The sequence below is a fragment of the Cryobacterium fucosi genome (genome assembly GCF_004403515.1).
GTDB lineage: Bacteria > Actinomycetota > Actinomycetes > Actinomycetales > Microbacteriaceae > Cryobacterium > Cryobacterium fucosi.
Genome location: NZ_SOHH01000005.1, coordinates 3,775 through 24,228, shown reverse-complemented (window position 1 = coordinate 24,228; position 20,454 = coordinate 3,775). Strand labels below are relative to the sequence as shown.

Below are 20,454 nucleotides of genomic sequence, written 5' to 3'. Positions count from 1 at the left end.
CGGCGCGCTCGTCGCGCGGCTGGCGGCCGGTCCGGGCCGCGCCCTTGGCGCCACTGCCGCCGCGAACGCGCGTCCCGGTGCCGCAGCCGGTGCTGGTGCCGGTGCTGCAGCCGATGCCGATGCCGATGCCGATACTGGTGTGCGGGGCGCAGCCGGTGCTGCCGCCGGTGCCACTGCCACCGCCGCTGTCAGTGAGGCGGAGATGATCGAGGCGGTGCGCTGGGCGACCGTTGCGTCGTCCCTGTCGGTCAGCCGCCCCGGCGCGACGCGCTCGATGCCGACCCTGGCCGAGGTCACCGCGATCCTCCGCTGACTGCCGCGCGCCCGTCTCGGCGCACCCGTCTCGGCACACCCGGGCTCGGCCCAACCGGGCTCGCCGCAACTAGCCCAACGGGATCGGGAGGTGCGCGGCGAGGTCGGCCCGCTGGCCGGAGGCGTGGATGCGCCCGGTCGCGAGGCCGTCCGCCCAGGAAAGCGCCCCGGTGGCGAGGGAGAGCCAGGTGGCGGCATCCGTTTCGACCACGTTGGGCGGGGTGCCACGGGTGTGCCGGGGCCCGGCGATGCACTGCACGGCCCCGAACGGCGGAACACGCACCTCGAGGGTGTTGCCGTTGGCCTCCTCGGAGAGCAGCTGCAGCGTGTAACGCACGGCGAGCGCACGGATGTCCCGGCTCGCCCCCGCCGCATCCGCCGCGTATCGGCGCACCGCCGCGCGGCCCACTCCGTCGTCGATCCTCGCCCTGGCCATCCCCCCATTCTGCCGTGCCGCCTCCATTCCCCCTCGCGAGAGTGCAGTTTTGGCCCCTTCGCAACACGCGAAGGGGCCAAAACTGCACTCTCGCGGAACGGTGCGCGGAACGGTGCGCCGGACGAGGGAGTGGGGGCGCCGGGCGCGGCATCCGATAGCCTGTACCGGTGAGAATTCTGGTCCTCGGTTCCGGTGCCCGCGAGCACGCCATCATCACCGCCCTGCTCCGTGAGCGGCCGGCGCACGAGGTCGTCGCCGCGCCCGGCAACGCCGGCATCGCCCGGGACGTTCCGGTGGTGCCGCTCGACCCGACCGACCCGGGGCAGGTCACCGACTACGCGAACCTGACGGGCATCGACCTCGTCGTGATCGGCCCGGAGGCCCCCCTCGTCGCCGGGGTCGCCGATGCGCTGCGCGCCCACGGGATCCCCGTGTTCGGCCCGGGCAGGGCCGCCGCGGCCCTCGAAGGCAGCAAGACCTTCGCGAAGCGCATCATGGAAGCGGCCGGCGTGCCGACCGGCCGCGCCGTGCGGGCCGGCACGCTCGCCGAGGCGACGGCGGCGCTCGACGAGTTCGGGTCGCCCTACGTGGTCAAGGCCGACGGCCTCGCCGCCGGGAAGGGCGTGCTCGTCACCGAGGACCGCCCCGCGGCGCTCGCCCACGCCACACACTGGCTGCAACACGGCAGCGTGCTGATCGAGGAATTCCTCGACGGGCAGGAGGTCTCGCTCTTCCTGCTCAGCGACGGCCACTCCGTGCTTCCGCTCTCCCCCGCCCAGGACTACAAGCGCCTCGGCGACGGCGACGCCGGCCCGAACACCGGCGGCATGGGCGCCTACTCCCCTCTGCCCTGGCTCGACGCCCGGTTCGGCAGCGAACAGGCCTTCATCGACGAGGTCATCGAGACGATCGCCCTGCCCACCGTGCGCCGGCTCGCCGACGAGGACACTCCCTTCATCGGGCTGCTCTATTGCGGCCTGATCCTGACGGATGCCGGCATCCGCGTCATCGAATTCAACGCCCGCTTCGGCGACCCGGAGACCCAAGTCGTGCTGCCCCGGCTTGTGACCCAGCTTTCCGGCCTGCTGCTGGCCGCGTCCACCGGCACGCTCGGCGGCCTGGCCCGCCCGGTTTTCTCGGCCGACGCCTGCGTCACGGTCGTGGTCGCGAGCGAGAACTACCCTGAAACCCCGGTCACCGGGCGGGCCATCACCGGGCTGGACGCGGCATCCGCCGTGCCGGGGGTGACGATCCTGCACGCGGCGACCGCGGTGGTCGACGACGTGCTGGTGTCGACCGGCGGGCGCGTGCTCAGCGTCGTCGCGGTCGGCGACGGCTTCGCGGATGCCCGCGGCCGCGCCTACGACGCGCTCGCCCTGGTCACCCTCCCGGGCTCGCAGTTCCGCACCGACATCGCCGCCCGCGTCGCCGGCTGACTCCGTGCGAGAGAATGAGACCGTGACCTCACTCGACCAGCCCGCATCCGCTCCCCTCGACCTTGTGGGCTGGCGCCACGCCTATTCCGGCAAGGTGCGCGACCTGTACGTTCCCGCGGGCCCGAACCCGGATGCCCCCCTCGACCTGGCCAGCGCCAGCCGGGTGCTCGTGGTCGCCAGCGATCGCGTGAGCGCCTTCGACCATGTGCTCGAACCCGGCATCCCCGGCAAGGGCGAGCTGCTCACGACTCTCAGCCTGTGGTGGTTCGACCGGCTGGCCGGAGTGCCGAACCACCTCGTGCCCGACCACACCGTGAACGGCGCTGTCACGAGCCTGATCCCCGCCGCCGTCGCGGGCCGGGCGATGCTCTGCAAGACCCTGGACATGTTCCCGATCGAGTGCGTCGTGCGCGGCTACCTGACCGGCTCCGGCTGGAAGGAATACCAGGCCGGCCAGGCCGTGTGCGGCATCCCGCTGCCCGCCGGGCTGCGCAACGGCGATCGACTGCCCGACCCGATCTACACCCCGGCCTGGAAGGCGCCGATGGGCGAGCACGACGAGAACATCTCGTTCGAGCGCACCGTCGAACTGGTCGGCGAGCCGGTCGCGACCGAGCTGCGCCGGCTTTCGCTCGAGATCTTCGGCCAGGCCTCCTTCATTGCCGAGCAGGCCGGCGTCATCCTCGCCGACACGAAGTTCGAGTTCGGCGCCGACCGCGCCACCGGCGTGATCACGCTCGCCGACGAGGTGCTCACCAGCGACTCCAGTCGCTACTGGGACGCCGCCCTGTGGCGCTCCGGCAGCACCCCCGAGCAGCGGATGGCCAGCTTCGACAAGCAGATCGTGCGCGACTGGCTCGCCGCCCACTGGGACCAGACCGGAACGCCGCCTGCCCTGCCGGAGGACATCATCCAGCGGACCTCGGCCCGCTACCTGGAGCTGCTCGAGCGGCTCACGCACGCCGGCCTCGCCGCGAAGGGCTGACGCCGGCTCGCCCGTGTCGACCAGGCGCCCGTGTCGCGGGCAGTCACGCCCACCCGCCCGCTGCCCCGAAAATGTTACGCTCCCGGCATGCGAATCAAGATGTGCAGTGTCCACGTGAACGACCCGGCGGCCGCGTTCGACTTCTACACGTCCGTCCTCGGTTTCGAGGAACTGCTGACCATGCCTGAGCACCAGCTCTACATCGTCAAGTCGAGGGAAGACCCCACCGGCGTCGGGCTCCTCCTCGAGCCGAGCGACAACAAGATCTCCACGAAATACGCCCAGGGGCTGCGTGCCCTCGGCCTGCCCGCGATCGTGCTCGGCTCCCCCGACGTGCGCGCGGACTACGACCGCCTCACCGCCCTCGGGGTGCGCTTCACCGGCGAGCCGAACACGGATGCCTCCGGCACCTCGGTGCTCTTCGACGACACCTGCGGCAACCTGGTCCAGCTCCACCAGGACTGAGCACCCGGCCTCGAGCGCCCCGCCTCCGTTACCCTCTCCAGCGCACCACACCGTCCCGCATAACTCCTGCTATTTCCGGCTGGTGCGGGCATCCGCCGCGTGTTTCCGGGCCGTGGGAGCCGTCGACCGAGAAATAGCAGGAGTTGTGCTCAACACCGACGGAATACCGGCGGGCCGGCATCCGTTTCAGCAACTGTGAGCCACTCTGCGAACGACCTCCTGCCTCCCTCCACCGGAATGGGCGCGGTGACCCTGCGCGTCGGCAACCTCGACGCCATGGTCGCCTACTATCGGGACGCGGTGACGCTCACTCTGCAGAGCCAGGACGGCCCCGTCGCCGTGCTCGGCCGCGGCAGCACCCCGATCGTCATCCTTCAGCACGCCCCTGAGCTTGCGGCGGCCGAACCGCGATCGAGCGGGCTGTTCCACACCGCGATCCTCTTCGACACCCAGGCGCAGCTCGCCGCGGCCGTCTACTCGGTCGGCACGAAGCATCCGGGCACGTTCACCGGCAGCGCCGACCACCTGGTCAGCCAGGCGTTCTACTTCACCGACCCGGAGGGCAACGGGATCGAACTGTACTGGGACCGCGAACGCACCGCCTGGAGCTGGACGCACGGCCAGGTCGAGATGGCGACCCTCTACCTCGACCCGAACGAGTTCATCGGCGAGCACCTCACCGAGGCAGGCCAGGCCGATCCCTCCGCGGGCAACGCCATCGTCGGCCACGTGCACCTCTCGGTCGGCGACATCGCCACGGCCCGCGAGTTCTACGTCGACCGGCTCGGCTTCGAGGCGACCGCGTCGCTCGGCGGCGCGGCCCTGTTCGTGTCCGCCGGCGGCTACCACCACCACATGGCGATGAACACCTGGAACAGCGCCGGCGCCGGCAAGCGCCGGCTCGCGCTCGGGCTGGGCGAGGTGGACATCATCCTCCCGGCCGTCGACGACATGGGCGCGCTGGGCGAACGGATGTCCCACTTCGGCGTCCAGACCCGCCACGACGGGCAGACCCTCGGCTTCGACGACCCGTGGGGCAACCAGATCGTCGTCCGCGCAACCCTCAGCGTTGCGAAAGGCGACAGCCCCACTCCGGCAGCCTGACTCCCGGTCTGCGACCGCCGGCCGGCCCTCTCCCGGCACCCCTCCGGCCCCACCGGGCTCACCGACCCCCGAGTTCTACCTTTTCGGTCGAACCCGACCGGTGCGCGGGTCGGGTTCGACCGAAAAGGTAGAACTCGGCGATATGGTCACGCCCGCGACAGGGTCACGCCACGGATGCCGCGGACGCGACGGGCTCGACTGGCTCGACGGATGCCGCGGGCTCGATCGGCTCGTCGGCCAGGCCGTTCCGCCGAGCGACCTCGCCGAGCCAGGCCAGGCTCGGCTTCGGGGTGCGCACGAAGGTCTTCCGGTCGACCGCGATCAGGCCGAAGGTCGGGCCGAATCCGCTGGCCCACTCGTAGTTGTCCAGGGCGCTCCAGTGCAGGTAGCCGAGCACCTCCACGCCGTCCTCCATGGCCGAGTGCAGGCCGCGGAGCGCTTCGGCGGTGTAGGCGATCCTGCGGGCATCGTCGGCCGTGGCGATGCCGTTCTCGGTGACCATGACGGGCACGTGACCGCTGAGCTCCCAGGCCGCGCGCACCCCGAGCCCGAGGGCCGGCGGGTAGAACTCCCACCCGGTCAGAGTGGTCTCGACGTCGTCCCGCACCGGGATGGGACCGCCCGGTCCGATGAACGTGCGGGTGTACGCCTGCACGCCGATGAAGTCGTCCCCGCGGGCGTTCTCGAGGTACCAGTCGTCGCTCGGGTAGCCGTACTCGTGCAGCTTCTCGTCGGCACCGGGCTCGCCGGTCGACTGGAACGCCTGGGTGGCGACGGTCCAGCCCGACTTCAGCCCGCTGACCGAGGACAGCACCTCGCGGGAGCGTTTGTGCGACTCGAGCAGGGCATCCGCCACCTGAAGATCGGGCCGGGGCAGCCCGAACGCGACGAGGTTGGCCGCGGTCTCCCCGCCGGCGAGCATCGCCGCGATGTTCGGCTCGTTGATGGTGCAGACGTAGTCGACGCCCTCGGAGACGATCGGCAGGGCCAGCTCGGTGAACCGGGCGAACAGGTCGGGCGCGTCCGGGTTGCGCCAGAAGCCACGCTCGAACATCCACTGCGGCACCGTGAAGTGCATCAGGGTGACGACGGGGTTGAGCCCGTTGTCCCGCGCGGTGTCGACCATCCGCCGGTAGTGGTCGATCTCGGCTCGGGAGACGCAGCCGGGAGCCGGCTCGATCCGGCTCCATTCGATGCTGAACCGGTAGGAGTCCAGCCCCGCGTCGGCGAGCAGCCTCATGTCCTCCCCGAAGCGGTGGTAGCTGTCCATCGCGTCGCCGCTCGGCTCCACGATCCGGGTGCCGTGGGCGTGTTCCTTCACCCACCAGTCGTTGTTGACGTTGTTGCCTTCGACCTGGTGCGCGGCGGTGGCGGCGCCCCAGAGGAATCCTTGGGGAAAACTGAGCACGAAAACTCCTTGGTGCAATTGCTGGGCGGTGAGTGGCGGGAAAGTATGAACGGATGCCTAGCCCGCGGCGGCAGGGTGGACCGGGCCGGTGCCCGTGGTGGCCCAGAACCCGTCGAGCACGGCCGCGGTGGCGGCGGGGTTCTCGAGCTGCGGCGAGTGGGCGGCGTCCTGGATGACGGCGTACTGCCCGTCGAGGAGGAGCGCCATCGTCTGCTGCCAACCCGTGGGCCAGGCCAGGTCGGCGGCGCCGTGCGCGACGAGCACGGGGAGCCCGGTCTCCAGCAGCTCGCCGGTGCTGTCGGTCTCGTCGGCGAGGATCCCGGCTCCGGCGATCAGGTTGTCGTCGCTGGTGCGGCCCATCCGCAGCCGGCGGAACGCTTCGTCGGCGGTGAGCTCGGCATCCGGGCGGCCGACGGTGTGCGGGTTGTCCGCGTTCCACCAGCCGGCGGAGCCTTTTGACCGGATGATTTCCGACTCCCGTTCCAGTCTTCCCGCCCAGCCGTGCGGGCCGGAGCAGAGCATGGTGAGGTCGGCGAAGCTACCGGGAGAGGCGATCGCCGCGGCGCGGGCGACGACCCCGCCGAAGCTGTGGCCGAGCAGGTGCACCGGCCGGCCGGCGCCGACGAGTTCCGCCACGGCGACCACGTCGCCGGCGAAGAGGTCGAGGGTGTAGTCGTCCGGCCCCGCGGGCGCGGCGGAATCCGCCTGGCCGCGCTGGCTGTAGCTCCAGGCGTCCCAGCCCAGCTCGGCCAGCATCGGCAGGAACGCGGTGAAGTCCTCCTTCGAGCCGGTGAAGCCGGGAACGAGCAGCACGACGCCGCGAACCGGGCCGGCCGGCCGGGAGCGGATCGCGGTCAGCCGGCCGACCGGCAGGTCGAGGCCCAGGTGCTCCACGGCATCCGCCGGCGGGATGGGGAGTGCTCCGAATGGGGGAACGGTGGGCCAGGGGGTGGGGGTCATGAGGGGTTCCGTGGCGCGCTGCTTCGCGGCGCGGGGATCGCATCGAGCAGCCGGATCGTATAGTCGTCCTGCGGGTTCTGCAGCACGGTCGCGGTGCGGCCCTCCTCGACCACCGACCCCTGGTTGAGCACCATGATCTGGTCGGTGACCAGCCGGGCGCTGAGCAGGTCGTGGGTGATGTACAGCATGCTCACCCCCCAGGTCTCGCGCAGGCTGTCGAGCAGGGCGAGCACCCCGGCGCGCAGCGACACATCGAGCATCGACACCGGCTCGTCGGCGACGATCACCTGCGGGTCGCTGGCGAGCGCCCTGGCGATCACGACGCGCTGCCGCTGCCCGCCGGAGAGCTGGTGCGGCAGCCGGGCCGCGAACTGCTCAACGGGGGTGAGCCCGACGGTTTCGAGCAGTTCGAGCACGCGGCGGCGGGCGTCCCGGCCGCGCAGGGAGGAATAGTTCAGCACCGGCCGGGTCAGCGCATACTCGACGGTGTGCAGGGGGTTCAGTGCCGCGTACGGGTCCTGGAACACCATCTGCACCTCGGTGTGCAGCCGTTTCAACTGCCGCCGCCTGATCGTGTCGATCCGCAGGTCGCCGAAGGTGATGGTGCCGCTGGTCGGATGCTCGACCCCCGTGATCAGCTTGGCGATCGTGCTCTTGCCGCTGCCACTCGCACCGACGAGCGCCATCGACGCGCCCGGCTCCAGGGTGAAGGACACGTCGTTGACCGCCGTCACGGGCTGGTCGCGACGACTGTGCCGCGGGTAGACCTTGGAGACCCCGGAGACGACGATCGCCTCCCGCGCGGCGCGGCCCTCGCGTCTGCGCACGGTCGGGGTGGTCTCGACAGGCTCGACCACCGGCTCGACAGGCTCGACCACCGGCTCGACCACCGGGGCTCCGCCGGCAACGGCCTGCGCGACATTCGTTGCCCGCTCCGTGCCGCGGGAGGCGAGCCCCGGCACCTCGACGACGGCCGCGCGCGGGTCGCCGTAGTGGCTGAGCAGCATCCGGGTGTACGGATGCCGCGGCGCGGCCAGGATCTCCGCCGCGGTGGCGTCCTCCACGATCAGCCCGTCGTGCATGACCATCACCCGCTCGGTGACCTCGAGGACCATTCCGAGGTCGTGGCTGATCAGCACCGCGGTGAACCGTTCCGCTTTCTGCAGCTCCCGGATGGTGTCCATCACGGCGTGCTGCACGAGTACGTCGAGCGCGGTCGTCGGTTCGTCGAAGACCATCAGGCGTGGTTCGAGGGAGAGGGCCAGCGCGATCGAGACGCGCTGACGCATCCCGCCGCTCAGCTCGCCGGAGAACCGGTCGAGCACGCTTGCGGGAAGTTCGACCTTGCCGACGAGTTCTGCCGCCCTGGCCTCCCTGTCCCGGCCCGCGACGTGGCCGTGGGCGGCGAAGATGTCGAAGAAGTGGTTGCGGATGCTGCGCACCGGGTTCAGCGCGTTCATCCCCGACTGCAGCACCATGGCGAAGCCACCGTGCCGCTGCACCCGCAGCTGGCTGGGCGTCAGGCCGGCGATGTCGACACCGTCGAAGATAATGCTGCCCGCGCAGACGCGGGCCGGCGGCCTGGACAGCCCGGTCAGAGCGAAGCCCAGGGTGGACTTGCCTGAGCCCGACTCGCCGACCAGCCCGACGAAGTCGCCCTGGTCGAGGTCGAAGGAGACCGCCTTGACGGCGGGCACCGGCTCGGCGCCGTTGGGTTCGTAGACGACCGACAGGCCTTGCACGCTGACGAGGCTCATCGTTGTGCTCCTTCCCGGAGGCGCGGATTGCTCAGCCCGTCGACGCCGAAGTTGATCAGGCTCATCGAGGTGGCGAGCAGCGAGATGCAGAGGCCGGGGGCGAAGAGAAGCACCCACTGGCCGGTGAGGAGAGCGTTGCTGTTCTGCGCCCAGAAGAGCATGGTGCCCCAGCTCACGGTGGTCGAGTCGCCCAGGCCGAGGAACTCGAGGCCGGCCTCGGCGAGGATCGCCGCGGTCGAGGCGCCGAAGAAGCTGCCGACGATGAGCGAGGTCATGTTCGGCAGGATCTCCCGGAACACGATCCGGGCCGGGCTCTCCCCGCTGAACACGGCCGCCGTGACGAAGTCGCGGGAGCGCAGCGACTGGGTCTGCGAGCGGAGCACGCGTGCACCCCAGGCCCAGCCGGTGATCACGACGACGAGAACGATCATGCCGATGCCGCCGTTTTGGAGATACGCGGCGATCACGATCATCAGCGGGAGCGCCGGGATCACGAGGAACAGGTTGACGATGAAGTTGATCACGTCGCCGGCCAGGCCCCGCAGGTAACCCCAGCTCAGGCCGATCAACACGGCGATGATGGTCGACAGCAGCCCCGCGACGAAGCCGACGAACACGGAGACGCGGGCGCCGTAGATGATCTGGGAGAGCACGTCCTGGCCGGCGGCCGTGGTGCCCAGCCAGTGCGCCGCGCTCATGTCCTCGCTCCGGTCGAAGCTGTTGTCGGTCGCGCCGTAGGGGGCGAGCACCGGGGCGAACACGGCGAGGAGCACGAAGACGCCGAGCAGCGCCACTCCGATCCGCGCCTTGGGCACGCTCCAGATGGTGAGGAACGCCCGCAGGATGACGCGCAGCGGATTGGCCCCGGCGTCGTGGTGCCCCCGGCTGATCGTCTTCACCGCGGAGGTGGCCGGTCGGGTCGTGCCGGTGGGGGTCATCGCCGTGTCCTCGGGTCCAGGATGCCGTACAGAATATCGACAATAAAGTTGGCCAGGAGCACGCTGATCGTGATGATCAGGAAGAGCGCCTGCATGAGCGGGAAGTCCTGGTTGACCACCGCGGTGTAGAGCAGGTAGCCGACCCCTGGGTAGCTGAACACCCTCTCGACCAGGAGCGAGCCGCCCACGACGCCGCCGAGCGCGAGCCCGAACGAGGTGAGGTTCGGCAGGATCGCGTTGCGGGCCGCGTAACGGATGGCGACGGTGCCAGGGTGCAGGCCGTTGGCCTCCGCGAAGGTCACGTAGTCATCGCCGAGGGTGTTGATCATGGTGCTGCGCATGCCGAGGATCCAGCCTCCGAGCGAGGTGATCAGGATCGTCGTCGCCGGCAGGATCGAGTGGTAGAGGGCGTCCAACAGGAAGGTGCCGGTGAACTCGGGCGTGGCCGCACTGCCGTAGGCCCCGGAGGTGGGGAACCAGCCGGCGACATAGCCGAGGAAGAACAGGAGCAGCAGGGCTGTCCAGAAGTAGGGGAAGGCGCTGGCGAAGGTGCCGCCGACGGTGGGCAGCGTGTCGAGCCAGGTGCCGCGCTTCCAGGCGGCTAGCACGCCGAGCAGGGTGCCGCAGACGAAGGCGACGATCGTGACGAAGCCGACCAGCACCAGGGTCCACGGGAGCGCGGTGCCGACGAGGCTCGCGACGCTCTGCGGGAAGAACGTGTACGACACTCCGAAGTCGAAGCGAACGACGTTGTTCAGGTACTGCAGGTACTGGTCCCAGGCGCTGCCGGTCGGCACGCCCAGCTGGGCCTCGATCGCGGCCCTGGTCGAGGGGCTGACCGGGCCGTTCTGGGCGAGCTTGGCGATCGCGGCATCCGCCGGGGAACCCGGCATGAGTCGCGGGAGGAGGAAGTTCAGCGTGACCGCCGCCCACAGGGTGAGCAGGAGCAGGCCGACCTTGCCCAGCAGATAGCGCACGGATCGTTCCTTTCGAGTCTGGACAGGCCGGCGCATTCACGGGAATTCGCCGCGGGGTGGCGGGTGCGGGCGAGTCCCCCCAGGGGCACCCGCCCGCTTTCACCGTCCCTGGGTTAGGACGCCTTCTTCAGATTCGTCAGGATGAGCAGCGGGGTCGAGTTCCACGTGTTCGGCGGAGCGTAGGCGTTGTCCTCGCTGGGCCAGTTGGTGAAGTTCTTGTCGCTGGACAGGCCCCAGAGGCCACCGTAGAACAGGCTGATCACGGGCAGCTGCTCGTAGAGCACGGTCTGCAGCTGGGCGGAGATCGCCTTCTGGTCCGCCTCGTCGGTGGATGCCTTGAGCTGGCCGAGCAGCGCGTCGACCTTGGGGTCGTTGAAACGGCCGTAGTTGCCGGTCGTCCCTGTGCCGATCGGGGTGGCGAACTGGCTGTTCAGTAGCGTGTTCATGTCCTGGAAGACGCTGCCGGTGCCGCCGAAGCTGTTCATCGCCATGTCGAAGTCGCCCTTGCTGAGCGCCTCGGTGTAGGCGGCCGGCTGCGGCTGGCTGAGCTTGACATCGATCCCGACCTTGCCCAGCTGCGACTGCACGGTCTGCAGGCCCTGGAGCCAGTCGGTGTAACCGTTCGCGGTGAGGATGTTGATGCTGAGCTGCGTTCCGCTCGCGTCGACGAGCTTGTCGCCCTGCCTGGTGTAGCCGGCCTTGGCGAAGGCGGCGAGCGCCGCGGTCTCGTTCTGGACGACGGCCCCGCGCTCAGGCAGGTCGGGGTTCAGCCACGCCTCCTGGTTCGGCAGCAGCAGGCCGGACTGGCCGGCCGCCTCCACGTAGCCCTGCTCCGCGTCCTTGGCGATCTTGTCGCGGTCCAGTGCGAGGCTCAGGCCCTGGCGGAAGTTCACGTCGTTGTACGGCGCCTTGGTGAGGTTCGGCGACAGCGTCACCGTGCCGCCCGGCGGGAACCAGTACTTGTTGTGCTGCTTGTCGGCGGCAACCCAGGTGCCCTCGACATCCGTCATGAAGGCGTAGGCCCAGTCGTAACCGTTCTTCACCACGTCGAGCTGGCTGTTGGCCGCGGGGAGCACGAGCCTCTCGACGGCGACCTTGTCGGCCTGCCAGTAGTCCTGGTTCTTCTTCAGGGTGTACTGGTTGGCGGTGAAGGTGTCGAGTACGAACGGGCCGGTGCTGACCGGCTTCTCGTTCTTCCAGGTCACCGGGTCCTTGACATCCTTCCAGATGTGCTCCGGCACGATCAGCTGCTGGTCGATGATCGACGCGGCGGGAACGTCGTCCGCCTGGAGGTGGAAGACGACGGTGTCGCCGACGACCTCGAGGCTCTCGATGTGCTGCCAGACGCCCCAGGTGTCGAGCGCCGGGGTGGCCTTGACCAGGTTGAAGGTGAAGGCGACGTCGGCGGGAGTGAACGCCTCGCCGTCGGACCAGGTGACGTTCTTGCGGATGTCGTAGACGACCGTCCTGGCATCCGGCAGGGTGTTGCCGGTGGCGAGGAACGGCGTCGCCTTTCCGTCGAGGGTGTTGGTCACCTCGAGCGGTTCGTACATGTAGGTCGTGGCGACGCGCTTGCTGGTCGAGAAGGGGTTGAAGTTCTTCTCGAAGGTGGGCGAACCGTTGTCGGCGGCCACGAGCAGCGAACCATCGCTCGAACCGGCAGACTGTTTGTTGACGTTCATGCTGCACGCGCTGGTGGCCAGCAGTGCGGTCACACCCACCACGGCCAATGCCGTTCGTGCGATGCGCAATCTCAATTGCTTCATTGCTCTTGAATCCCTTGTGTCGTCGTTGACCTGTGGCAGTGGGGGCCGAAAGCCGGTGAACCGGACCACCTGAGGCGTTCCCTCAACTGTATGCGCTTACATTCTGTTGCGCAACACTTTTCTCGATGCGGCGACCGAAAGCGCCGCGAATCCGCTCAGACCGTGCCTTCGGAGCTCTCCCGCAGGAGCACCTTCACGGGCAGGCGCGAGGTGATCGGCGGTTGGTCGGGATGCTGCAGCCGGCTGAGCATGGCCCGCATCGCCGCCCGTCCCAGGTCGGCCATCGGCTGGTGCACCGTGGTCAGCCGCGGGGTCGAGAGCCGGCCGGCCTCGATCCCGTCGAACCCGGTCACGATCACATCCTCCGGCACCCGGATCCCGGCCGGGCCGAACACGTCAAGGAGGCCGAGGGCCATCTGGTCGTTGCCGCAGACCAGGGCGCGGGGCAGGCCGCCGGCCGCGAGCATCTCCCCGGCGAGGTGGCGGGCGCGGATCCGGGAGAACTCGCCCCGCAGCACCGGGAGGCCGGCCGCGTCGATGCCGGCCGCGGTGAGGGCCTGCACGAAGCCGAGGTAGCGCTCCGCGTCGTCGGGCGAGTCGACCGGCCCGGCCAGGTAGACCGGCTCTGTGATCCGGTGGGTCTCGATCAGGTGTTCGGTGAGTGCCCGCATCCCCTCGGTGTTGCTCACACTCACGTGGTCGTAGTCGTCCCCGCGCCGGGGACCGGCGATCAGCACCACCGGGATGCGCCGCGACACATGGTCGAGCAGGTCGTCCGGCACGCTGCAGGCCAGCACGGCCATCCCGTCGACCCGGCCGGCGATGTCGTTGACCATCTCGGCGGGGTTGGTGCCGCGGCCGACGCCGACCATCAGGGCGAAGCCGTGGCGCCAGGCCTCACGTTCGCTTCCCCTGAGCACCTCGTCGAAGTAGAGGTTGGGCGGCCGCACCTCGCCCGAATCGGGGATGTCCACCACGATTTCGACGCTCATGTCCTGCACGAACGGAACCTCGGCACTGTCGCCCTCGTCGTCGATGCCGGGGAAGAACAGGCCGAGCACGCCCGTGCGGCGCGCGGCCAAACCGCGGGCGCTGGCGCTGGGCACGTAGCCGAGAAACTGGACCGACGCGAGCACCCTCTCCCGGGTGGATGCGCGTACATCGGCAGGCCGACGCAACACCCTCGAGACCGTTGCGATCGACACGCCCGCGTGGGCGGCCACGTCGTAGACGGTCGAGGCCTTCATCATGTCCCCGGCGTCGTCGCCGGTCCCGTCCCTGGCGGGCGGGCGGCGGCCCGCTTGCCGCGCCGGGACAACCCGTGCACCGCGGCCTGGTACTGCCGCGCGGCCAGTGGGCGCCCCGGCAGCTTCGGCCGGTCCAGGTCCTTCGAGCGCAGCCCGTCGAGCACGATCGAGAGCTGGCGGCGCCACTGGCCGGAGTAGCCGCCGCCGAGGGTGCCGAGGGAACCGACCATCGTGACAAGCACGGCGAGGTCGACCGCGTCCACGTCCGGGCGCAGCGCGCCGTCGCCCTTCGCCTGGGCGACCAGAGACGCGATCACGGTCTGGAATTCCTTGCCCTTGCCGAGGGTCGGGTCGATCGTCTCCATCCGTTTGAGGATCGGCGGGAGGGCCGGATCGGCGACGAGCCATTCGGCCACCCGCTCGGTGTAGACGACGATGCCGTCCCACGCGGTCGGGGCCGCCGCGATCTCGTCCTTCACGGTGGCGAGCTCGGCGAGGGCGATCTCGTGCAACGCGCGGATGAGGTCGTCCCTGGTCGGGAAGTTGCGGTACAGGGTGGCCACGCCGACGTCGGCGCGGCGGGCGATCTCCTCCAGGGACGCGTCGACGCCGTGCACGGCGATCAGGGCGCGTGCCTCCAGGAGGAGACGTTCGCGGTTCTGCCGGGCGTCACGCCGTCTCGGCTGCGTCCCGTCCTGCTGGGTCGGTTCGGACGAAGTCATGGGCTTGATTCTAGGACCCTTACCTCCGACTTCGCGGAGGGGATCCTCCACGACCGGCGTTCACGGTCCGTCATGTTGCGTCCGTCGGCGTGTCCCGCGAGAATGCAGACAACGAAACCTGGCACCGCGGCCCGATGCCGGCCGTGCGGAATGGAGCTGGCATGCCGGTCGAGAACAACACCCGCGAGTTCGATCCGGAGATCGTGACCGATTTCCGGGACCGGATGAGTTACGGCTCCTACCTCGACCTGGACACCCTGCTCGGTGCCCAGAAGCCGGTGAGCTCGCCCGAGCATCACGACGAGCTCCTGTTCATCATCCAGCATCAGACCACCGAACTGTGGCTCAAGCTCGTGCTGCACGAGCTGCGGGCCGCCACGGAGCACCTCCGCCTCGACCGCATCTCCCCTGCCCTCAAGTGCATCGCCAGGGTCAAGCACATCCAGAAGACCCTCACCGAACAGTGGTCCGTGCTGGCCACCCTCACGCCGAGCGAATATGCCGAGTTCCGGGGGGTGCTCGGCAACTCCTCCGGGTTCCAGTCGTACCAGTACCGGGCCGTGGAGTTCGCGCTCGGAAACAAGAACCGGCGCATGCTCAGCGTGTTCGAGAGCGACGACGTGGCGCGCGCGCTGCTCACCGAGATGCTCGAGTCACCCAGCATCTACGACGAGTTCCTGCGCTACCTGCACCGGCAGGGATTCTCGATCCCGAACGCGGTGCTCGAGCGGGACGTCACGGAGGCGTGGGTGCTGCATCCGGAGCTGGTGACGGTCTTCCGCGAGATCTATGAGAACGCCACCCTGCACTGGGGTGCCTACGAGGCCTGCGAGGAACTCGTCGACCTCGAGGACAACTTCCAGCTCTGGCGGTTCCGCCACCTGAAAACGGTGCAGCGCATCATCGGCATGAAGCACGGCACCGGCGGCTCGAGCGGCGCGGCATTCCTGCAGAAGGCGCTCGAACTCACCTTCTTCCCCGAGCTGTTCGCCGTGCGCACGGAGCTCGGAAGTTGAGCCGCGGGCGGCGACCCGCCGAATGACCGGCACCGTCTACCCCGGCTTCCTCGACGCGCACGTGCACCTGGCCCTGATCGACCCCGCGCCCCTCGCGGCGGGCGGGATAGCCAGGGTGCTCGACCTGGGCGGGCCGCCGGCGACGGCGGCGACGACGGATGCCGGTGGCACCGGCCCGCGGACGGCCTGCGCCGGCCAGTTCCTCACCACTCCGGGCGGCTACCCGGCCAGGCAGGACTGGACTCCGCCGGGCAGCGTCTGCGAGGTGGCCCACGCCACGGATGCCGCCGCGGCCGTCGACCGGCAGCTCGCGTCCGGCGCATCCGTCATCAANCCGGCCAGGCAGGACTGGACTCCGCCGGGCAGCGTCTGCGAGGTGGCCCACGCCACGGATGCCGCCGCGGCCGTCGACCGGCAGCTCGCGTCCGGCGCATCCGTCATCAAGGTCACCCTGAACACGGCGGCAGGTCCGGTGCTGCCCGGCGTGGTGCTCGCCGCGATCGTGGCCCGGGCGCACGAGCGCGGCGTGCCGGTCGTCGCCCACGCGGAGGGCGCCGGCCAGGCGCGCGCCGCGTTCGACCTGGGGGTGGACGTGCTCGCGCACACCCCGTTCGACGAGTTCCTCGACGACGACCTGATCGGCGCCATGGCCGGCCGGATGACCTGGATCAGCACCCTGGACATCCACGGCTGGGGTCGGCCGACCGAGGCCTTCGCCCGGGCCGGCGACAACCTGCGCCGGTTCCACGCCTGCGGCGGCCAGGTGCTCTACGGCACGGACCTCGGCAACGGGCCGCTGCCGGTCGGACTCAACCGGCGCGAGCTCGACGCCCTGCTGGCCTGCGGCCTCTCCTCCGACGACCTCCTCCGCGCCCTGACCGCCGACTCCATCGGGCGCTATCCGGGCGCCCTCCCGCGCACCGGCGCCGGCCTCCCCGCCACGATGATCCCGGGCGAGCGCCCCGACGACCCCGGCGATTTCACCCGCTGGCTGTGCACGGCGCGGGTGGTCCCGGCTGCAGCCGCCGGGGAAGTCGGTCATCATGGGAGCCTGCCACACCAGCCGCTCGAAACCGAGGAAGCCAGATGACCCCCCGCACCGAAAGCAGCCACGCCGGCCTCGGCGGCCAGGATGCCCAGCTCGCCTTCGCCCGCCGGATGGACCGCATCGACGGCCTCGCCCACTACCGCCGCCAGTTCGTCGGCACCGATGCCGTCGGCGACGCCAACCCGAATCCGTTCGCCTACCTCGACGGCAATTCGCTCGGTCGGCCCACCCTGGCCGGCGTGGCCCGCATCACCGAGTTCCTCACCCACGACTGGGGCACCCGCCTGATCCGCGGCTGGGACGAGGAATGGATGGGCCTGCCGCTGAAGATCGGCGACGACCTCGGCCGGGCCGCGCTCGGCGCCGGGTCAGGCCAGGTGTTCGTGGGCGATTCCACCACCGTGCTGCTGTACAAGCTGGCCCGCGCGGCGGTCGACTACCGCCGGATCGACACCGACCCCGTGCGCACCGAGATCGTTCTCGACACCGACAACTTCCCCACCGACCGGTACCTGCTCGAGGGAATCGCCGCCGAGCGGGGGCTCACCCTGCACTGGATCCACTCCGACCCGGCCGCTGGGGTCACCGTCGACCAGGTGCGGCACGCGGTCGGCCCGCAGACCGCCCTCGTGCTGCTCAGCCACGTCGCCTACCGCTCCGGCTTCCTCGCCGACATGCGGGCGATCACCGATCAGGTGCACGCCGTCGGCGGGCTCGTGCTCTGGGACCTCAGCCACTCGGTCGGGTCGGTGCCGGTAGAACTCGACCTCTGCGACGTCGACCTGGCCGTCGGTTGCAGCTACAAGTATCTCAATGGCGGGCCGGGCGCACCCGCGTTCGGCTATGTGCGGCGCGACCTGCAGGACGTGCTCACCCAGCCGATCCAGGGTTGGATGGGAACGAAGGATGTCTTCACGATGGGCCCGGGGTATGTGCCGGCCGACGGCATCCGTCGTTTCATGAGCGGAACGCCCCCCATCGTCGGGATGCTCGCCATGCAGGACACCATCGCCATGATCGAGGAGGCCGGCATCGACCAGGTGCGGGCGAAATCGGTGGCGCTGACCGAGTTCGCGCTCAGCCTCGTCGACACCTGGCTGGTGCCGCTGGGCGTGCGGGTGACCTCGCCGCGAGAGCACACGCACCGGGGCGGGCACGTGACGATCAACCACCCGGCGATGCGACAGGTCACGAAGACGCTCTGGGAGCACGACGTGATCCCCGACTTCCGGGGCCCGGACGCCCTGCGGATCGGACTCTCGCCGCTCAGCACCAGCTTCGTGGAGACCTTCGAGGGCGTCGCCGCGATCCGCGACGTGCTCCGCGGGGTGCTGCTGGGCCAGAGCGGACTCGCGGCCGGCGCCGAGGCAGGTCGGGGTACCCCCACCGGCCTGTAGAATCGTGGAATCCACCCCCTGACGTCTCCGGAGTGAACCATGCCAACAATCGTCGTAGAAGTTATGCCCAAGGCCGAGCTGCTTGACCCGCAGGGCAAGGCCGTCGCCGGCGCTCTCGGTCGCCTCGGCAAGACCCGATTCACCAGTGTACGCCTGGGCAAGCGGTTCGAGATCACCGTCGCCGGGCACGTGGACGACGCCGTGCTGGCCGAGATCCAGGACCTCGCTGACACCGTGCTCTCCAACTCGGTCATCGAAGACGTCGTCGGGATCCACGTGCTGGAGGCACCCGCCGGAGAGACCCACTGATGCGCGTCGGCGTCGTCACCTTCCCCGGCTCGCTCGACGATCGTGACGCCCAGCGCGCGATCCGCCTGGCCGGCGCGGAGCCCGTCGCCCTCTGGCACGGCGAGCACGACCTGCACGGCGTCGACGCCCTGGTCCTGCCCGGCGGCTTCAGCTACGGCGACTACCTGCGAGCCGGCGCGATAGCCAGCCTCTCCCCGATCATGGCCGAGGTCATCGACGCCGCGAACAAGGGGATGCCGGTGCTCGGCATCTGCAACGGCTTCCAGATGCTCACCGAGGCGCACCTGCTGGGCGGCGGCCTGATCCGCAACGACCATGGTTCCTTCGTCTGCCGCGACCAGCGGCTGCGCGTGGAGAACACGGCCACCGACTGGACGAGCGGCTTCGAGGCCGGCCAGGAGATCACCATCCCGCTCAAGAACGGCGAGGGCGGCTTCATCGCCGCTGCCGACACGCTGGAGCGACTGGAGGGCGAGGGCCGCGTCGTCGTGCGCTACGTCGGCGTCAACCCCAACGGTTCCCTGAACGACATCGCGGGCATCACGAACGCCCGCGGCAATGTCGTCGGGCTGATGCCGCACCCCGAGCACGCCGTCGAACCCGGCTTCGGCCCCGACACCGCCGACGCCATGCGCAGCGGCGTCGACGGCCTCACCTTCTTCACCTCGGTGATCCAGCGGGTGCTCGCCACCGCCTGAGCCCCCGCCCCGTTACCTTCTTCGTATCCCTTGATTGTGCAATTGTGTGAGGGTGTTGGCCCGTCAGGCCCGGCATGATTGTTGCCCCCAGTCGTTGATGATCCGGGGGGTGGTGTCACCGGGTCTGATTGGCATCAGGTGATCGCTGATAGGGGCTGGGCCGGACTCGTTTCTAGGCCGTTCGTAACGTGGATGCCGAGACTTGATGCCGTGGTTCCTGGCCAGCGATAACAGGAGACGGGAGCATTCATGATCGAAAGCTATGACAGCGTCGACGTGTTCGTCGGTGTCGACGTCGGCAAAGGCGAACACCACGCTGTCGCCCTGGACAGGGCGGGCAAGGTCCTCTTCGACAAGGCCTTACCGAACGATGAGGGCAAGATGCGGGCTGTGTTGCAGCAGCTGAAACAGTCCGGCACCGTGCTCGTGGTCGTCGATCAGCCGGCCACGATCGGCGCCCTGCCGATCGCCGTCGCTCAGGCGGAGAACGTCCTCGTCGGCTATCTCCCCGGCCTGGCGATGCGCCGCATAGCCGACCTGCACGCCGGGGAGGCGAAGACCGATGCCCGCGATGCGGCGATCATCGCCCAGGCCGCACGGACGTTGCCGCATGCGCTGCGGTCGATTCAGCTGGCGGACGAATCGGTCGCGGAGCTGTCGATGCTGTGCGGTTTCGACGACGACATCGTGGGTCAGATGACGGCGACCAGCAACCGGATCCGCGGCCTGCTGACGCAGATTCACCCCGCGTTGGAGCGGGTCGTGGGCCCGCATCTGGACCATCCGGCGATGCTCGATCTGCTGCAGCGCTACCCGTCCCCGGCGGCGATGAAAGCAGCCGGCACGACCCGGATGGCCACCCGACTCGTCAAACGGGCTCCGAGGATGGGACGCCGCCTCGCGGAGGAGATCACTCGGGCGCTGAGCGAGCAGACCGTTGTCGTGGTCGGCACCAACGCCGCCGCAACCGTCCTGCCCCGCTTGGCGGAACAGCTCGCAGCGCTCCGACAGCAGCGCGCCGACATCGCGGTCGAGGTCGAGAAGCTGGTGAACGACCACCCTCTTTCACCCGTCCTGACGAGCATGCCCGGAGTCGGCGTCAGGACCGCGGCCAGGCTCCTCACCGAGGTGGCCGGCAAGCACTTCGAGACCGCCGGCCACCTCGCCGCCTACGCCGGCCTCGCCCCCGTCACGAGGCGATCCGGATCCTCGATCCGCGGCGAACATCCGTCCCGGCGGGGTAACAAGATCCTCAAACGAGCCCTGTTCCTCTCCGCCTTCGCGGCGCTGCGCGACCCGGTGTCACGGACCTACTACGACCGCAAAATCGCCCAAGGAAAACGCCACAATCAAGCCCTCATCGCCCTCGCCCGGCGGCGGTGCGACGTCCTCTTCGCCATGCTCCGCGACGGCACCCTCTATCAAAGCGAGCACCAGCTCACCGCTTGACAACAAGATAGGGGCACCCCCCCC

The 20,454-nt window shown here is 69.7% G+C and carries 19 protein-coding genes; 10 read left to right on the top strand and 9 right to left on the bottom strand.

Going from position 1 to position 20,454, the window contains the following annotated elements; genetic code table 11:
• The coding region (locus E3T48_RS16570) for a hypothetical protein (protein ID WP_198417593.1) at positions 1-313 on the top strand (313 nt) is incomplete at its 5' end.
• Between the two features lie 69 nt (positions 314-382).
• Here E3T48_RS16570 and E3T48_RS00225 read toward each other — a convergent pair.
• Positions 383-748 (bottom strand): sterol carrier family protein, encoded by a 366-nt coding sequence (locus tag E3T48_RS00225; RefSeq protein WP_134521890.1) that lies wholly within the window; start codon positions 746-748, stop codon positions 383-385.
• Between the two features lie 167 nt (positions 749-915).
• Here E3T48_RS00225 and purD point away from each other — a divergent pair, with 167 nt between their 5' ends.
• The 4 genes from purD to E3T48_RS00205 all read left to right on the top strand — a co-directional run bounded on the left by purD (position 916) and on the right by E3T48_RS00205 (position 4,738).
• Positions 916-2,184 carry a phosphoribosylamine--glycine ligase gene (gene purD / locus E3T48_RS00220; RefSeq protein WP_134521889.1) on the top strand — a complete coding sequence of 423 codons (1,269 nt, stop codon included), beginning with the start codon at positions 916-918 and terminating at the stop codon, positions 2,182-2,184.
• Between the two features lie 22 nt (positions 2,185-2,206).
• Complete coding sequence (locus E3T48_RS00215) at positions 2,207-3,169, top strand: phosphoribosylaminoimidazolesuccinocarboxamide synthase (RefSeq protein ID WP_241986465.1); 963 nt, start codon at positions 2,207-2,209, stop codon at positions 3,167-3,169.
• Between the two features lie 87 nt (positions 3,170-3,256).
• Positions 3,257-3,634 carry a VOC family protein gene (locus E3T48_RS00210; protein WP_134521887.1) on the top strand — a complete coding sequence of 126 codons (378 nt, stop codon included), beginning with the start codon at positions 3,257-3,259 and terminating at the stop codon, positions 3,632-3,634.
• Between the two features lie 237 nt (positions 3,635-3,871).
• Positions 3,872-4,738, top strand: a complete 867-nt coding sequence (locus tag E3T48_RS00205; RefSeq protein ID WP_134521892.1) for a VOC family protein — start codon at positions 3,872-3,874, stop codon at positions 4,736-4,738.
• 163 nt (positions 4,739-4,901) lie between these two features.
• Here E3T48_RS00205 and E3T48_RS00200 read toward each other — a convergent pair whose 3' ends face one another.
• The 8 genes from E3T48_RS00200 to E3T48_RS00165 form a co-directional block, all read right to left on the bottom strand.
• Positions 4,902-6,146 carry a glycoside hydrolase family 1 protein gene (locus E3T48_RS00200; RefSeq protein ID WP_134521886.1) on the bottom strand — a complete coding sequence of 415 codons (1,245 nt, stop codon included), beginning with the start codon at positions 6,144-6,146 and terminating at the stop codon, positions 4,902-4,904.
• A 57-nt stretch (positions 6,147-6,203) separates the two neighbouring features.
• Entirely contained in the window at positions 6,204-7,106 is a 903-nt protein-coding gene (locus E3T48_RS00195; protein WP_134521885.1) for an alpha/beta fold hydrolase, read from the bottom strand.
• Complete coding sequence (locus E3T48_RS00190; RefSeq protein WP_134521884.1) at positions 7,103-8,863, bottom strand: ABC transporter ATP-binding protein; 1,761 nt, start codon at positions 8,861-8,863, stop codon at positions 7,103-7,105. Before E3T48_RS00190 ends, E3T48_RS00195 begins: the two co-directional genes overlap by 4 nt.
• Positions 8,860-9,801 carry an ABC transporter permease gene (locus E3T48_RS00185; protein WP_134521883.1) on the bottom strand — a complete coding sequence of 314 codons (942 nt, stop codon included), beginning with the start codon at positions 9,799-9,801 and terminating at the stop codon, positions 8,860-8,862. The genes E3T48_RS00190 and E3T48_RS00185 overlap by 4 nt, the downstream gene beginning before the upstream one ends.
• Entirely contained in the window at positions 9,798-10,778 is a 981-nt protein-coding gene (locus E3T48_RS00180) for an ABC transporter permease (protein WP_134521882.1), read from the bottom strand. Before E3T48_RS00180 ends, E3T48_RS00185 begins: the two co-directional genes overlap by 4 nt.
• Before the next feature lie 113 nt (positions 10,779-10,891).
• Complete coding sequence (locus E3T48_RS00175) at positions 10,892-12,544, bottom strand: ABC transporter substrate-binding protein (RefSeq protein WP_134521881.1); 1,653 nt, start codon at positions 12,542-12,544, stop codon at positions 10,892-10,894.
• Positions 12,545-12,699: 155 nt separating this feature from the next.
• On the bottom strand, positions 12,700-13,794 hold the full coding sequence (locus E3T48_RS00170; protein WP_134521880.1) for a LacI family DNA-binding transcriptional regulator: 1,095 nt from the start codon (positions 13,792-13,794) through the stop codon (positions 12,700-12,702).
• Positions 13,791-14,513, bottom strand: coding sequence for a TetR/AcrR family transcriptional regulator (locus E3T48_RS00165; RefSeq protein WP_134521879.1), 723 nt, complete (start codon positions 14,511-14,513; stop codon positions 13,791-13,793). The genes E3T48_RS00170 and E3T48_RS00165 overlap by 4 nt, the downstream gene beginning before the upstream one ends.
• Positions 14,514-14,674: 161 nt before the next feature.
• On the opposite strand from E3T48_RS00165, the gene kynA reads away from it, so the two are divergent.
• From kynA to E3T48_RS00135, 5 genes are all read left to right on the top strand, one after another.
• Entirely contained in the window at positions 14,675-15,529 is an 855-nt protein-coding gene (gene kynA / locus E3T48_RS00160) for a tryptophan 2,3-dioxygenase (RefSeq protein ID WP_134521878.1), read from the top strand.
• A gap of 1,086 nt (positions 15,530-16,615) precedes the next feature.
• Positions 16,616-17,974 carry a kynureninase gene (locus E3T48_RS00150; protein WP_134521876.1) on the top strand — a complete coding sequence of 453 codons (1,359 nt, stop codon included), beginning with the start codon at positions 16,616-16,618 and terminating at the stop codon, positions 17,972-17,974.
• 39 nt (positions 17,975-18,013) lie between these two features.
• Positions 18,014-18,283 (top strand): phosphoribosylformylglycinamidine synthase subunit PurS, encoded by a 270-nt coding sequence (purS, locus tag E3T48_RS00145; RefSeq protein WP_134521875.1) that lies wholly within the window; start codon positions 18,014-18,016, stop codon positions 18,281-18,283.
• Positions 18,283-18,981 carry a phosphoribosylformylglycinamidine synthase subunit PurQ gene (purQ, locus tag E3T48_RS00140; protein WP_134521874.1) on the top strand — a complete coding sequence of 233 codons (699 nt, stop codon included), beginning with the start codon at positions 18,283-18,285 and terminating at the stop codon, positions 18,979-18,981. The genes purS and purQ overlap by 1 nt, the downstream gene beginning before the upstream one ends.
• 249 nt (positions 18,982-19,230) lie before the next feature.
• Positions 19,231-20,430, top strand: coding sequence for an IS110 family RNA-guided transposase (locus tag E3T48_RS00135; RefSeq protein ID WP_134521873.1), 1,200 nt, complete (start codon positions 19,231-19,233; stop codon positions 20,428-20,430).
• Positions 20,431-20,454: the final 24 nt, after the last annotated feature.